Origin of the sequence: Rheinheimera sp. SA_1, assembly GCF_001669775.1 — a bacterium.
Taxonomy (GTDB): Bacteria; Pseudomonadota; Gammaproteobacteria; order Enterobacterales; family Alteromonadaceae; genus Pararheinheimera.
In genome coordinates this window covers 428,503-441,930 of the sequence record NZ_LXWK01000015.1, presented here as the reverse complement: position 1 = coordinate 441,930, position 13,428 = coordinate 428,503, and the positions used below count along the sequence as shown (strand labels likewise).

Genomic DNA, 13,428 nt, shown 5'->3' with positions numbered 1-13,428 from the left:
CATCGGGGTCAGAGTCAATTGTTAACGGAATTCCGTTAACAATTGACTCTGACCCCGATGTTAACAGCTTAAGGCGGTGGTGGGGCGTCGCGGCTGATTAACTCGACTAATTGGCCGACGCTTAAGCCTTGTTGGCCACGCACGACCAATTGATCGCCAGGTTTGATCTCTGATTGCACGATGTAATAGGCATCAACGGTACCTAACACGTCAACTTCCAGCCGCTCGGCTTTGCCGTCTTTATTGACCCGCCAGGTGCGATAAGTACTACCTTCCAGTTCCACCGCGTCATAAGGCACGCGGGTGATATTGTCGGCTTTGACTGCCATGGTAATTTCCTGGCGGTAACCGACTAAAATATCGCGTCGATCTTTGGCTGGATGATCAAAATACAAGGTCAGATTTTCAGCCGTACTGTCCAGCCGTTGGCTGACTTCACGTAATTTGAGTGGTTTACCGTTAAAATCAAAACGATGGCCTTTAAGCGCCAGACTGTTCTGATACGCCAGCACCGGTAATTTACATTCTAGTTGTTTGTTTTGGGTCGACATCAGTTGCAAGATCGGCTGACCTTCGGCCAGTTGCGCGCCAGGCTCTGAACTGACTTCAGTAACCTGTGCATCAAAGGGGGCATGGTGATTCAAACGTTTGGTGCGGATTTCAGCGGTTTTTAATTCCAGCTGCAGCCGCTGCATTTTTAACGAAGCGCTATCAAGTTGCAGCTTAAATCTGTTCAGTTCTGATGAGGAAGCCAGGCCTTTTTTGCTGAGCATCAGCGCTTTGTTGTATTCGTCTTCGGCAAAGGCTCTGGCCACCCTTGCGGATTCGATATCGGTTTTAATCAATTCAAGTTGCTGACTTAAATAGACATTATCCTGCTTAGCCACCAGCTGGCCTTTTTTGACCGAGCTGCCGACCGGTAATAATTGCAATAATTCCGCACTGGCGTGGCTGGCAATCCGGTAAGTTACTGGAGCGGCCACGACGCAAGGCAGCACGTGGATCACATCGCTGCTGTGATGGGTGACGACTTCGATGGTGACTCTTTTGGTTGGCGTTGCATAGGATGATGGCGCAACAGCCAAAAACGTGACTGCCAGCAAGGGAGATAAATGAACAGCTTTCAAACGGCAAGGGAACTTCTTCAAGCTAATCTCAGGATAGTGCAAAAAAGAAGCGCATTTTAGCGCAATTCATCGAGTGCTCCGAGATAAATTTTGAGCAGATTGCGGTCGTGGTCGCTTCTGATTAGCATTCTGGCGAATAAAATTTATACAAAGCAGAAACTTGCGAAATTTCGATGCAATACATTTTTATCATTTAGCAGGTATAGGCTGACGTGTGCTTGATGATGGCAGCCGGTAGTGATTAAACCGGCTGCCTTTGCCAATTAGCGCTGGGTAGCTGCTTTCATCGCAGCGACAAAAGCACCAAGTTCTAGCAGCAACTTAGGTTTATCTTGCTGATATTTTTCAATAATTTGCACTATCGCTGAACCGGAAATAGCCCCGGCGGCACCGGCTTCCAGCGCTGCTTTGACGTGTTCTGGTTTGGAAATACCAAAACCAAGTAATGTCGGCGCAGCATTCACATCCCGCAGCTGCTGTACTAGTTGCGACGCTGGCATAGCGGCAGCGGTTTCAGTGCCGGTGACACCAGCGCGGCTGAGCAAATAAGTATAACCACGACCATAGCTGGCGAGCTCGTTCAGTCCATCTTTGGTGATGTTCGGCGGTGCGATAAAAATCTGCGCAATGTCGTGGTTTTGTGCCACGGTCCGGAACATTTTGCTTTCATGCAGCGGCACATCGGCAATCAAAATGGAATCAACACCTGCCGCTTTGGCGGTGCTGTAGAAAGTATCAATACCGCGCGCCAGCACCAAATTGCTGTACAGCAACAATCCGATTGGGATATCGGCATGGTAAGCACGGATTTTGCTGATTAAATCAAAACAATGTGCCGGAGTTACGCCAGCAGCCAAAGCGCGGATATTGGCATTTTGAATAGTCGGGCCATCAGCAATCGGATCAGAAAACGGAATACCCAGTTCCAGCGCATCAGCACCCTGGTCAATCAGGGTTTTGATGATGTCAAAAGACAACTCCAGATTTGGATCGCCGATAGTGACGAAGGGCACAAAGGCTCCTTGTTGTTGTTCGGCTAAGCGTTTAAACATCACATCATAACGTTGCATTTTATGGTTCCTTGGCGGCGCTTGTGCTGCCGCATTGTTCGTCTGGATCAGCCCGTACAAATCTCTGCATCTGGCACGGGCATTCGCAAAATTTATTGTTGTTGCTGCTGTTGTTGTTTCGCCTGCAGCTGCGCCGCCAGTTTGTCTTCAGCAGCTTTTTGTTCAGCAAGCACCGCCATCACATGGCCTAAATCTTTGTCGCCACGACCAGACAGATTCACCAGTAATACCGTAGGTTCAGTGGCCGCAGCAGCCATTTTGATCGCGTGCGCCAGGGCGTGTGAACTTTCCAGCGCCGGAATAATGCCTTCGTTTTTCGCCAGCAGCTGAAAGGCGGCCAGGGCTTCATCGTCGTTGATCGCGACATATTGCGCCCGGCCAATCGATGCCAGAAAAGTGTGCTGCGGGCCAACAGCCGGGTAGTCGAGGCCTGCAGAAATTGAATATGATTCTTCAATCTGGCCATCGGCGGTTTGCATAATGGCGGTATAAGCGCCGTGCAATATGCCAAAACTGCCGGTCGATAGCGCCGCGCCATGTTGATGGGTGTCGATGCCCATGCCACCTGGTTCAACACCAATCAGTTTGACTTGTTCATCTGGAATAAAATCGGCAAACATGCCAATCGCATTCGAACCACCGCCAACACAAGCCAGCACAGCGTCAGGTAATTTACCTTCGGCCAGCAGAATTTGCTGTTTGGCTTCTTCGCCAATCATTTTCTGGAATTCCCGCACTATGGTTGGGAACGGGTGCGGGCCAGCCGCTGTGCCCAGCAAATAATGGCTGGTGGCATAGCTGCCCGACCAATCACGCATCGCTTCGTTCACCGCATCTTTCAGCGTACCGGAGCCGGCCGTGACCGGGATAACCGTTGCGCCCATCAGCTTCATCCGGAACACGTTCGGTTGCTGACGTTCGATATCTTTGGCACCCATATAAATTTTGCAGTTCAGCCCAAGTAGCGCACAGGCCAATGCCGTGGCGACACCATGCTGACCGGCACCAGTTTCGGCAATGATGTCTTTTTTGCCCATTCGCTTAGCAAGCAAAGCCTGGCCCAGCACCTGGTTGGTTTTATGGGCGCCGCCGTGCAATAAGTCTTCGCGTTTTAAGTAAATTTTTACCAGCGGATTGGGGCTGATATTGCGGCATAAGGTCAACGGTGTTGGCCGGCCGGCATAATGGGTTAATAAGTGCTGAAATTCGGCGTGAAAAGCCGGATCATCCTGGGCATCAATAAAGGCCTGCTCCAACTGGCGCAGTGCCGGAACTAACAGTTCTGGCACGAACATGCCGCCATATTCGCCGAAATAAGGGTTAAGTGTGTGCTTAGTCATAACTGAATTCTCTGATCTGTGAAAAGGCAAGGGCGATTTTGGCTGGGTCTTTTACCCCAGGGGCAGACTCCAGTCCCGAGTTCATATCCAATCCGGCTATAGCCAGCGGCAACGCGGCGGTCAGGTTCTCCGGAGTCAGGCCACCGGCCAGCATTACTGGTTTTTGTAGCAGTTGTTGCTGCAATAAGCTCCAGTCGAATTTCAGGCCGGTGCCACCCGGAATACCGGGGGTAAAACTGTCGAGTAAAATACGATCGGCAAAACGACTAAATTGTGGCAAGCGGTCTTTTACCCGGTAGGCTTTCCAAATCTGCACTGCTTTTGGTAGAAGTTCCCGAAGTTGATGCAGGTAACTTTCATCTTCGTCACCATGCAATTGTACCGCCGCCAACCCTAGTTCTTTAGCCACTAGCGCTACTTGCGCCAGCGCTTCATTGACAAAAACTCCAACGTAGCGCAGCGGGGCGGCGGCCATAATGCTTTTTGCCTGCGCCATACTGATAAAACGTGGTGATTTGGGATAAAAAATCAGCCCGCCAAAATAGGCGCCGGCTTGTTCTACCAGCTGCGCTTGTTCCGGCGTCGTCAAGCCACACACTTTGTGTTCACCCAGCACTAAAGCCCGTACCGCAGATTCTAAATCCGGCTGTGCCATCAGCGAACTACCCACCAAAAAGGCTTTGGCAACTTTACGTAAATGCCGCACCTGATGGTTGTGGTAAATACCGGATTCGGATACAACCGGAGTTCCAGGTGGAACAAGCCGTGCCAGCCGGAAACTGGTTTCGAGATTGGTTTCCAGTGTACGTAAGTCGCGGTTATTAATACCGATAAGTTCAGCTTTTAGTTCAACGGCGCGAAAGGTTTCTTGCTCATTACTGACTTCGGTCAGCACCGTCATATTCAGACTATGCGCAGTATCCGCCAGCAGCCGGTACTCGGCATCATCCAGCACCGACAACATCAGCAGCACCGCATCGGCACCCAGCAGTCGACCGAGGTAAATCTGATAAGGATCAATAATAAAGTCTTTGTGCAGTAGCGGTTGTTGCACTTTTAACCGCATTTGCGCCAGATAGCCGTAGCTGCCCTGGAAAAATTTATTGTCGGTCAGTACCGAAATGCAGTCGGCGTATTTGCCATACACCGCGGCAATTTCGTCCAAATCAAAATGGGCACGAATTAGGCCTTTGGAGGGGGATGCTTTTTTGCATTCCAGAATAAAACGCGCGCCAGGTTTTAGCAGTGCCTGTAAAAAATTACGCGAGGTTGGCCTCACTTCGCTCTGAAAAGTCTCCAGCGGTCGTTGTTCTTTTTGCGCCACCAGTTCCAACCGTTTATGGCTGATGATAGTGTCAAGCACGTTGGCCATGACTGATCTCCTGTAATAGCGTCAGCGCTGTACCTGCTTTGCCTTGTTGTAAATGTTGCAGCACTTGCTGCGTCAATCCGGCTAAATCTTCACCTTGTCCGGCAATTTTACGCATTGCAGCGACATTGGCAGCAATAGCAGCCAGATGGGCTAAAGGCGCTGAGCCTTGTAAAATAGCCCGGCTGGCGGCCGCGTTTTCGGCAGGTTTACCACCGGCTAAATCGCTAAGTTGAATTGGTGCCAGGCCAAAATCGGCGGCCGTGAGGGTGAATTTGTGCAACTGACCGTCTTTCACTTCTGTCACTTGGGTCACGCCATGCAAAGCGATTTCGTCACAACCAGCGCCATGTACTACCCAGGCGCGCTCGACACCCAGTTGCAATAATGCTTGTGCCATCAAATCGCAAAGCGCTGCATCGTACACGCCAAGTAATTGAAACTTAGGCGCGACCGGGTTTAACAGTGGCCCTAATAAATTAAATAAAGTACGGGTTTTCAGCGCGGTACGTACCGGCATCGCATGGCGAATGCCCGGATGGTACTGCGGCGCGAATAAAAAACTCACTCCAGCTTCATCAAGCGCAGTTGCCGCTGTTGCCGGGCTTTGCTGGATATTTACACCCAGCTGCTCCAGTAAATCGGCAGAGCCGCTTTGCGAAGATACGCTGCGATTGCCATGTTTGGCCACTTTCAGGCCAAAATCTGGTGCCACTAACGCGGCGGTGGTCGAGATATTAATGGTATTGCTGCCATCTCCACCGGTACCGCAGCAATCAATACTGGCAAAATTAACTTTTGGAAACCTGGTGGCGGCCTTGCGAAAAGCCAGCGCCGCACCGGCGATTTCGTCAGCTGTCTCACCCTTAAGTTTTAGCGCAATTAATACCGCCGATAACAACACCGGGTCGACATCACCATGCGCGACAGCGCTGAAAAAGGTTTCGCTTTGCTGCTGACTCAGGCTTTCGCCGCTAAGTAGCTGGTGCAAAAAAGGCTGAGCGACAAAAGTTGCGCCTTCGGTTAAAACTGCAGTCATACCGCACCTCCGGCGATGTGTGTTTGAGTCCTAATTTGCGTAAGGTACGCCAGACTTTGCGCCAGTAGTGGTTTACCTAAAGTGGTTAAAATCGATTCCGGGTGGAATTGAAAACCCAAAGCACAATCGGTTTCATGCACAATGGCCATCGGAATATGTTGATAATTGGCAATCACTTGCAAAGCATTAGGCATTTCGGTGGCCATTAAAGAATGATAACGCGCCACCGGAAAGGGTCTTGGCAAACCGGCAAATACCGGATGATCAGTAAGCTCAATCAACGATGTTTTACCATGCACAGTTTCACCGGCCCGGCCCACCACGCCACCATAGTGTTCTACCAAAGCCTGGTGGCCTAAACAAATGCCCAACATTGGGAATTTACCGGCGCAAAGCGCAATTAATGCAGGCATGGAACCGGCTTCTGACGGCGCGCCAGGACCAGGTGACAACAGCAGCACGATGTTGGCGTCTGTTTGTTGATCTTGCAGCATTTTGTCGAAGATAAATGCTGCGGGTACGGTGTTGCGGTACAGCTTGAGTTCGCAGTCGAGCTGCGCCAGTTCGTCGACCAGGTTGTAGGTAAAAGAGTCTTTGTTATCCAACAGGTAAACGATGGTTTTAGCAGTGCTGGTGTTCGTATTTAAAGTACTCATTTGGCACCTCCGGCAGCCAGAATGGCGCTAATCACTGCTTGCGCCTTGCTGCGGGTCTCATCGGCTTCAGCTTGCGCCACGGAGTCAAAGACCACGCCTGCGCCGGCCTGAATATAGGCGGTACCGTTGGCGACATAAGCACTGCGAATGACGATGCAGCTATCAAAATCGCCGTTGCCAGCGAGATAGCCAACAGCGCCGCCATAACTGCCGCGTTTTTTTCCTTCAACTTGCCGGATCAGTTCGGCCGCCCGAACTTTCGGTGCACCAACTAGAGTGCCCATATTCATACAAGCCTGATAGGCATGCAGCGCATCAAGCTGCGGTTTGAGCGTGCCGACTACGCGTGACACCAAATGCATCACATACGAATAGCGGTCGACTTTTAGCAGTTCTTTGACATAACGACTGCCCGGCACACTAATGCGCGCTACATCGTTACGGGCTAAATCCACCAGCATCAGATGTTCAGCTTTTTCTTTTTCGTCCTGACGCAGTTCTAGCTCAATCCGGCTATCAAGATCACGGTCAATCTGACCTTTGGCATTAAAACCACGGCGACGAGTACCAGCAATCGGATAAATCTCTACCTGACGGCTTAGTGCATCAAATTTAAGTGCCGATTCTGGCGAAGCACCAAACAGCGTGAAGGCTGGATCTTGTAAGAAAAACATATAAGGGCTGGGGTTTTGGGTTTTTAACCTGGCATAAGCACTGAGCGGGCAAGGGCAGGGCAAACTAAAACAACGGCTTGGCACCACCTGAAACACATCACCAGCGACGATATTGTGTTTCAGCATTTCCACTTGCGCCACAAAATCGCTGTCTGCGATATCAACGATGGCGCCGCTGGTCGTTCCTGCCGAAACTGAAATACTGGCAGTCGCTGGCACAAACACCGGTTGTTGTTTTAACGCCTGACTGAGTTGCTCTAAACGTTTGCCAACGACAAAACAGTTGGCCATGGCGGTATCGCCACAAAAAATGTTGCCAATCAACCGGCTTTGCTGTGTTTGATGATCCAGCACCAACACGGTTTCGGCGAGATAAAACAAATAATCCGGGCACTGATTTTCAGCAGTTGGCACCTGGGGTAACTCTTCTACTGTCGCCACCATGTCATAGCCAATCACCCCACCTAAAAATATCGCAAAGGGTTCATCACTTTGATTTTTAAGCTGATGTTGTAAAGTGCGCAGGACGTCAAACGGATGGGGTGCAACGAGTTTGCTGTCTTCATCAAGCAGCGGATCCGGACGCATAAAATTGATCAACAGTGGATTATTGCCACTGATACTGGCACGCGTGGCCAGTTGTCCGGCGATAAAAGGTAATAACAAAGCGCCGTTTTCGCTGATGGCAGTAATGCTGACTTGCTCGCCCTGACATTCAATCCGCAGTGCGGCATCAATCAACATCAGGCTTTTTAAATTGTCTTTGCTGTCAATTTCTGCAGATTCCAGTAACAGCGAATAAGGGCTGTCGGCTGCAAGCTGCTGATAACAGGCTAAAGGATCGGCCTGATATGGAACGGTTTGGCTAATGCTGGCAACCTGACCGATTTCGGTGGTGATGTGACTAAAAATCATAAATTATTCCTGTAGTTAGCTTTTACAATCATCGACAGTGGGCCCTGAATTTGCCTTTGAGAATTGCCACCAGCGCCAGGAAATTAACATGATAGAACTCATGGTTTGGTACTCGTCTTGGTTGAAAAATTACAAAAAAAAAGCCCGTTCGTTGAAACGGGCTTCTTGGGATTATTTAAGGGTAAACAACGCCAACACACGCCCGTTAAGGAGTATGCCACCACCAGCTAATTGCCTGAGTAAATTGCGTTGAGAGTTGAGACATCAGAAAGCACCCTAAAAATGATGCTGCTATAAAACCTCAATTTAGGGGCGGGCGTCAAGCCGAAATCTGTGGAAATTGAAAATAAAACGTTTAGATGTCTGAAAGTCTGCAAGTGCCTATCTAACATTCATGCTGAGAGTGACGGTGCCGGCGGCAACAAACATTCAGCTGGATGGGGTGAATTATGGCACAATGCGCTTCTTCAAAAGCGGCAATACGCTGTACCGTCGCTTTCATTGTTAGTTTTTAATACCGCCGGACTTGTTCATGAAAATAGATTTACATAGCCATACCTTTTGCTCGGATGGTCTGTTAAGCCCGGAAGATCTGGTCCGCCGCGCTGTTGAGAAAAAAGTGCAGGTGCTGGCGATCACCGATCATGACACCACCAACGGTCTAGCCGCTGCACATGCTGAAATTGCCGCAGCCCAGCTACCACTGCAATTGATCAACGGCGTCGAAATCTCCACCAGCTGGTATGAATTCGAAATTCATGTGGTGGGGCTTAACATCAATCCAGCCTGTCCGGAATTTCAAAGCCGATTGGAAAGCCAGCAGCAACGCAGGCTGGAAAGAGCTACGGAAATGGCAAGGCGATTGACCAAGTATCAGGTGCCGGATTGTTTGCCAGCCGTGCTGGAGCTGGCCAACGGCGCTGCGTTAACACGTACCCATTTCGCCCGACATTTAGTCAATATTGGCAAAGCCAGTTCACTGAATAATGTCTTTAAAAAATATCTGGCGCGGGGCAAAGCCGGTTATGTGCCGAATAATTGGGTTGAGCTAGCCACCGCAGTGCAGTGGATCCACGACGCCGGCGGCATTGCCGTATTGGCGCATCCACTGAAATACAATCTCAATGGCAAGTGGCTGACAAAATTAGTGCGCGAATTTGCATTGGCTGGTGGTGATTCGGCTGAAGTGGCATCACCGCAGCAAACACCGGTACAAAAGCGTGAGATTTGGCGCTTGTGCCAGTTGTTTGAATTGACTGCTTCGGTTGGCTCTGATTTTCATCAGCCGACTGACTGGAACGAGCTTGGCCGTGGATTGTATATGACCGACGATATCATTCCGCTGTGGCGTGACTGGACTTTTAACGAAGCCTTATGGGCTGCTGAAATGGCTTCAGTTCCGCTTGGTGATGCTCCGGTTATTTTAAATTAGCCGACGTACCGATGATGCACCGCTGCGCTTGAAAAATCGCTAAATCCTTGCTATTGCTAATAAAACACAACTTTCATTAAGCTGGCAAAGGCTGGCAGGGAGCAGGCCATGAGCCAGTTTTTTTACGTCCACCCGGAAACGCCACAAAGCCGTTTGATTAAACAAGCGGTGCATATTATTAAACAAGGTGGCGTGGTGGTGTACCCCACCGACAGTGGTTATGCGCTGGGTTGCCATATCGGTGATAAAACCGCACTGGAGCGTATTTTACAAATTCGCCAAATTAGTGGGGATCACCATTTAACTCTGATGTGCCGCGATTTATCTGAGTTGTCGGTGTATGCCAAAGTGGAAAATACCGCGTTTCGGTTGTTGAAAAACAATACCCCGGGTCCTTACACATTTATTCTGCGTGGCACCAAAGAAGTACCAAAACGGTTGCTTAACGAAAAGAAAAAGACCATCGGCCTGCGTATTCCTGATCACAAGATTGCGCTGGCGTTATTGCAGGAATTGGGCGAGCCACTGATGTCGAGCAGTTTAATTCTGCCGGGGCAGCAGTTCACTGAATCGGACCCGGAAGATTTACGTGATCAACTGGAAAAGCAGGTCGACCTCATTATGCACGGCGGTGTATTGCCGGGTAATCCAACCACCGTCATTGATTTATCTGACGATGTTGCAGTGGTGGTGCGGGAAGGTGCCGGTGATATCAGGCCGTTTCTGTAACCGATGAGCACCGAAACGCATACAGCAGCGGATCCTTTGCCACTGGCGCCATTACCACCGCTAACAGTACAGCCGCCATTGCCGCTGGCCTTTGTCCGCGGCGAAGCGGTGCATTTGCGGCCGGATGATTTATATATCCCGCCCGATGCACTGGAAGTACTGCTTGAAGCTTTCGAAGGTCCGCTGGATTTTCTTTTGTATCTTATCCGCAAACATAAATTCGATATTGTCGATTTACCGGTCAATGAAATCACCCGCCAGTACATGGATTACATCGACCTGATGCAGGGCATGAATTTTGAGCTGGCATCGGAATATCTGGTGATGGCGGCGATGCTGGCGGAAATTAAATCGCGGTTATTACTGCCGCGCCACGAGCATCAACCGGAAGCCGAGTTAGATCCCAGAGCAGAACTTATTCGCCGCTTGCAGGAATATGAACAATTTAAACAAGCCGCTACCGATTTGGATGCGCAGCCGCGCCAGGATCGGGATTTTTTTCTGGTCAAAGCAGACCTTGCGACCAACTTTGCACCTTTGGTGATTTTGCCGGATGTATCGCTGGCGGATTTGGTCGCAGCCTTGGCCGATGTCGCCAAAAGAGTAAAAGATTTTCAGCATCACCACATTTCCAAAGAGAAACTATCGACCCGTGAGCGGATGAGCCGGATTTTAGAGCAGCTCAAAGCCAGTGAAGGTTATCTGGTGTTTGAGCAGTGTTTTAGCCTGGAAGAAGGCCGCGCTGGGGTGGTGGTCAGTTTTCTGGCGATTTTAGAACTGGTGAAAGAAAAGCTGGTTTTACTGGATCAAGTACAAGCCTATGGTCAGATCCATCTGAAGTTGGCATAATGCGCGCCGTTACCCGGCTCTCAATCCCTACAGGATCCCTGCATGGCCGCCAAAATCAATGACAGTCAACTTGCTCAATTACTGGAAGCAACCTTGTTCGCCAGCGAGCGGCCATTGACAGCGGATGAACTGATTGCAACGGTGCTGAGTGATTTTGCCATCAGCAACAAAAGGTTGCTGATGGTGATTAAGCAGCTGATGCTGGATTATCAGGGGCGCGGTATTGAATTAGTTGCTACCGCCAGTGGTTATCGTTTTCAGACCAAAAGCGAGTGGAGCGAATATCTTGCCAGATTGTGGCCGGAACGTTCGCCACGATATTCGCGGGCGGTACTGGAAACTTTGGCGTTGATTGCCTATCGTCAACCGATCACCCGCGGCGAAATTGAAGCGGTTCGTGGCGTGACTGTAAGCAGTCAGATCATGCGGACCTTGCTTGATCGGGGCTGGGTGAAAGTGGTTGGCCACAAAGAAGTGCCGGGTCGGCCTGGTTTGTACGCTACCACCAAAGAATTTTTAGATTATTTTGGGTTAACCGACTTAGCGTCGTTACCTGCCTTAACCGAGTTTTCAGCCCAATCTGTGCTTAGCATGGAAACTGAAGCTCTTTTTGCCACCGCAGTGGCAGATGCAACACCTTTGCAGTAGGCGACAGCCACGCCAGGTGCTACAGCCAAGCTGTTATCAACGGCGAAGCTAGCAGCCACTGCCAACACAGTCGGGATGACTGAGGAGTAGAATGATGAGTGAAAAATTACAGAAAATACTGGCGCGGTCTGGTGTCGGTTCACGTCGTGAGATGGAAACCTGGATCAGTGCAGGCCGTGTCACCATTGATGGCAAGTTAGCCACTTTAGGTGACCGCGTGTTGCCAACGCAGGCGGTACGGGTGGATGGTCATCCGGTAAAACTGGCCTCGGAAGCCGAGCAGATTTGCCGGGTGATTGCTTACCATAAGCCGGAAGGCGAAATTTGTTCCCGCACCGATCCGGAAGGTCGGCCGACCGTGTTCGACCGCTTACCAAAAATCCGTGATTCACGCTGGATTGCCATAGGCCGGCTTGATATCAACACCTCTGGTTTGCTGCTGTTCACCACCGATGGTGAACTTGCCAACCGCTTAATGCACCCGAAGTTCGAAGTAGAACGTGAATATGCGGTGCGGGTGTTTGGTGATGTGACTGACGCCATGATCCAGAAACTGCGGACCGGCGTGGAGCTGGAAGACGGCAAAGCAGCCTTTAAAAAAATCAAAGCCAGTGGCGGCGAAGGCATTAACAAGTGGTTTAACGTCACGCTGACTGAAGGCCGCAACCGCGAAGTGCGCCGGATGTGGGAATCCCAAGGTGCGGTGGTGAACCGCTTGATCCGGGTTCGTTATGGCGATTTGATGTTACCAAAACACTTACCAGCAGGTGGTTACACCGAGTATGCGCTGGAAGAAGTGAACTATCTGCGTAAAGTAGTGCATATGGATTACGAAACGGAAACGCTGGCGAAACCGGAAGACAAAGAAGAGCGTCGCCGCCGCATGGCATCGATCAAACGTGCTGTACGCAAGCATCAGATTTTGCTGAAAAATCCGGAATTAAAAGCCAAAGCTGAGAAAGAAGCAGAGCAAAAAGCCAAAGCGAAAAAGCCGTCCAAACCAGTGTTTAAAGGTAAAAAACGTACCCGTGATTAATGGGTGGTCGTTTCGCCAAAAATAAGTTGGTTATCAAAAAACGGCCTGGCAGCTCACCACTGCCGGGCCGTTTTGTTTGCAAAGATTGTAATAATGGCTTCGCGGCCGTCGCTGTATTTGCTTGGTCGGTAGGTTGTCTTTAAGAGCTGTTCAGCGTTAGGTGCAAAAAATAAGCCTGCACCAATTGCGACACAGGCTTATGAACGGAGAATTTGATTAGCGCTAAATTGGGTTATTTGTAAAATCGGTTAACCACCGATTTGATTAATAATACGTGTCTGAAGCTTGATGGATCTGAGGCTCGTCCTGCAAATCTTCAAAGCTGATGGCAAAATGCTGTTGGTTATCGTGAATGTCCTGTAAGTACACCGCTCGATCCTGAGCATCAATCCAGCTGACGATTCCAACGCCTTTTTTACTTTGGCACAACATGCCGAGTTTCAGATCCTGCACATTCATCGCTTGGTCCTCATTCAGTTGATATTCAGTTAAGACTTATCAGGTTAGACGATGATTTTCGCTTTACAGATCTCCGACCAGTTGC

The 13,428-nt window shown here is 50.0% G+C and carries 13 protein-coding genes; 5 read left to right on the top strand and 8 right to left on the bottom strand.

All coding sequences use genetic code 11. The features are described 5' to 3' along the window. Nucleotides 1–68 precede the first annotated feature (68 nt). The 7 genes from A5320_RS09230 to A5320_RS09200 all read right to left on the bottom strand — a co-directional run bounded on the left by A5320_RS09230 (nt 69) and on the right by A5320_RS09200 (nt 8,190). A complete protein-coding gene (locus A5320_RS09230; protein ID WP_197490050.1) occupies nt 69–1,127 on the bottom strand; it encodes an efflux RND transporter periplasmic adaptor subunit in 1,059 nt (352 codons plus the stop codon). Nucleotides 1,128–1,390: 263 nt separating this feature from the next. Continuing rightward, nucleotides 1,391–2,197 (bottom strand): tryptophan synthase subunit alpha, encoded by an 807-nt coding sequence (gene trpA / locus A5320_RS09225; protein WP_068063710.1) that lies wholly within the window; start codon nt 2,195–2,197, stop codon nt 1,391–1,393. Nucleotides 2,198–2,289: 92 nt separating this feature from the next. Further along, on the bottom strand, nt 2,290–3,537 hold the full coding sequence (gene trpB / locus A5320_RS09220) for a tryptophan synthase subunit beta (protein ID WP_068063708.1): 1,248 nt from the start codon (nt 3,535–3,537) through the stop codon (nt 2,290–2,292). Continuing rightward, complete coding sequence (trpCF, locus tag A5320_RS09215; RefSeq protein WP_068063707.1) at nt 3,530–4,909, bottom strand: bifunctional indole-3-glycerol-phosphate synthase TrpC/phosphoribosylanthranilate isomerase TrpF; 1,380 nt, start codon at nt 4,907–4,909, stop codon at nt 3,530–3,532. The genes trpB and trpCF overlap by 8 nt, the downstream gene beginning before the upstream one ends. Then, nucleotides 4,893–5,945, bottom strand: coding sequence for an anthranilate phosphoribosyltransferase (gene trpD, locus A5320_RS09210; protein ID WP_068063705.1), 1,053 nt, complete (start codon nt 5,943–5,945; stop codon nt 4,893–4,895). Before trpD ends, trpCF begins: the two co-directional genes overlap by 17 nt. Then, nucleotides 5,942–6,601, bottom strand: coding sequence for an aminodeoxychorismate/anthranilate synthase component II (locus A5320_RS09205; protein WP_068063703.1), 660 nt, complete (start codon nt 6,599–6,601; stop codon nt 5,942–5,944). Before A5320_RS09205 ends, trpD begins: the two co-directional genes overlap by 4 nt. Further along, the gene (locus tag A5320_RS09200; RefSeq protein ID WP_068063701.1) at nt 6,598–8,190 is read right to left on the bottom strand and encodes an anthranilate synthase component 1; all 1,593 of its coding nucleotides are present in this window, start codon (nt 8,188–8,190) and stop codon (nt 6,598–6,600) included. Before A5320_RS09200 ends, A5320_RS09205 begins: the two co-directional genes overlap by 4 nt. Nucleotides 8,191–8,722: 532 nt before the next feature. Here A5320_RS09200 and rnm point away from each other — a divergent pair. From rnm to rluB, 5 genes are all read left to right on the top strand, one after another. Then, the gene (gene rnm / locus A5320_RS09195) at nt 8,723–9,622 is read left to right on the top strand and encodes an RNase RNM (RefSeq protein WP_068063700.1); all 900 of its coding nucleotides are present in this window, start codon (nt 8,723–8,725) and stop codon (nt 9,620–9,622) included. Between the two features lie 108 nt (nt 9,623–9,730). Further along, the gene (locus tag A5320_RS09190; protein ID WP_068063698.1) at nt 9,731–10,351 is read left to right on the top strand and encodes an L-threonylcarbamoyladenylate synthase; all 621 of its coding nucleotides are present in this window, start codon (nt 9,731–9,733) and stop codon (nt 10,349–10,351) included. 3 nt (nt 10,352–10,354) lie between these two features. After that, the gene (locus tag A5320_RS09185; RefSeq protein ID WP_068063696.1) at nt 10,355–11,200 is read left to right on the top strand and encodes a segregation and condensation protein A; all 846 of its coding nucleotides are present in this window, start codon (nt 10,355–10,357) and stop codon (nt 11,198–11,200) included. Nucleotides 11,201–11,242: 42 nt separating this feature from the next. Continuing rightward, nucleotides 11,243–11,848, top strand: a complete 606-nt coding sequence (scpB, locus tag A5320_RS09180; protein ID WP_068063694.1) for an SMC-Scp complex subunit ScpB — start codon at nt 11,243–11,245, stop codon at nt 11,846–11,848. Between the two features lie 94 nt (nt 11,849–11,942). Beyond that, nucleotides 11,943–12,884: a 23S rRNA pseudouridine(2605) synthase RluB gene (gene rluB, locus A5320_RS09175; RefSeq protein ID WP_068063692.1), complete on the top strand. Its 942-nt coding sequence runs from the start codon at nt 11,943–11,945 to the stop codon at nt 12,882–12,884. Between the two features lie 264 nt (nt 12,885–13,148). On the opposite strand, the gene A5320_RS09170 is transcribed toward rluB, so the two are convergent. After that, nucleotides 13,149–13,343: a hypothetical protein gene (locus A5320_RS09170; RefSeq protein ID WP_068063690.1), complete on the bottom strand. Its 195-nt coding sequence runs from the start codon at nt 13,341–13,343 to the stop codon at nt 13,149–13,151. Nucleotides 13,344–13,428 lie beyond the last annotated feature (85 nt).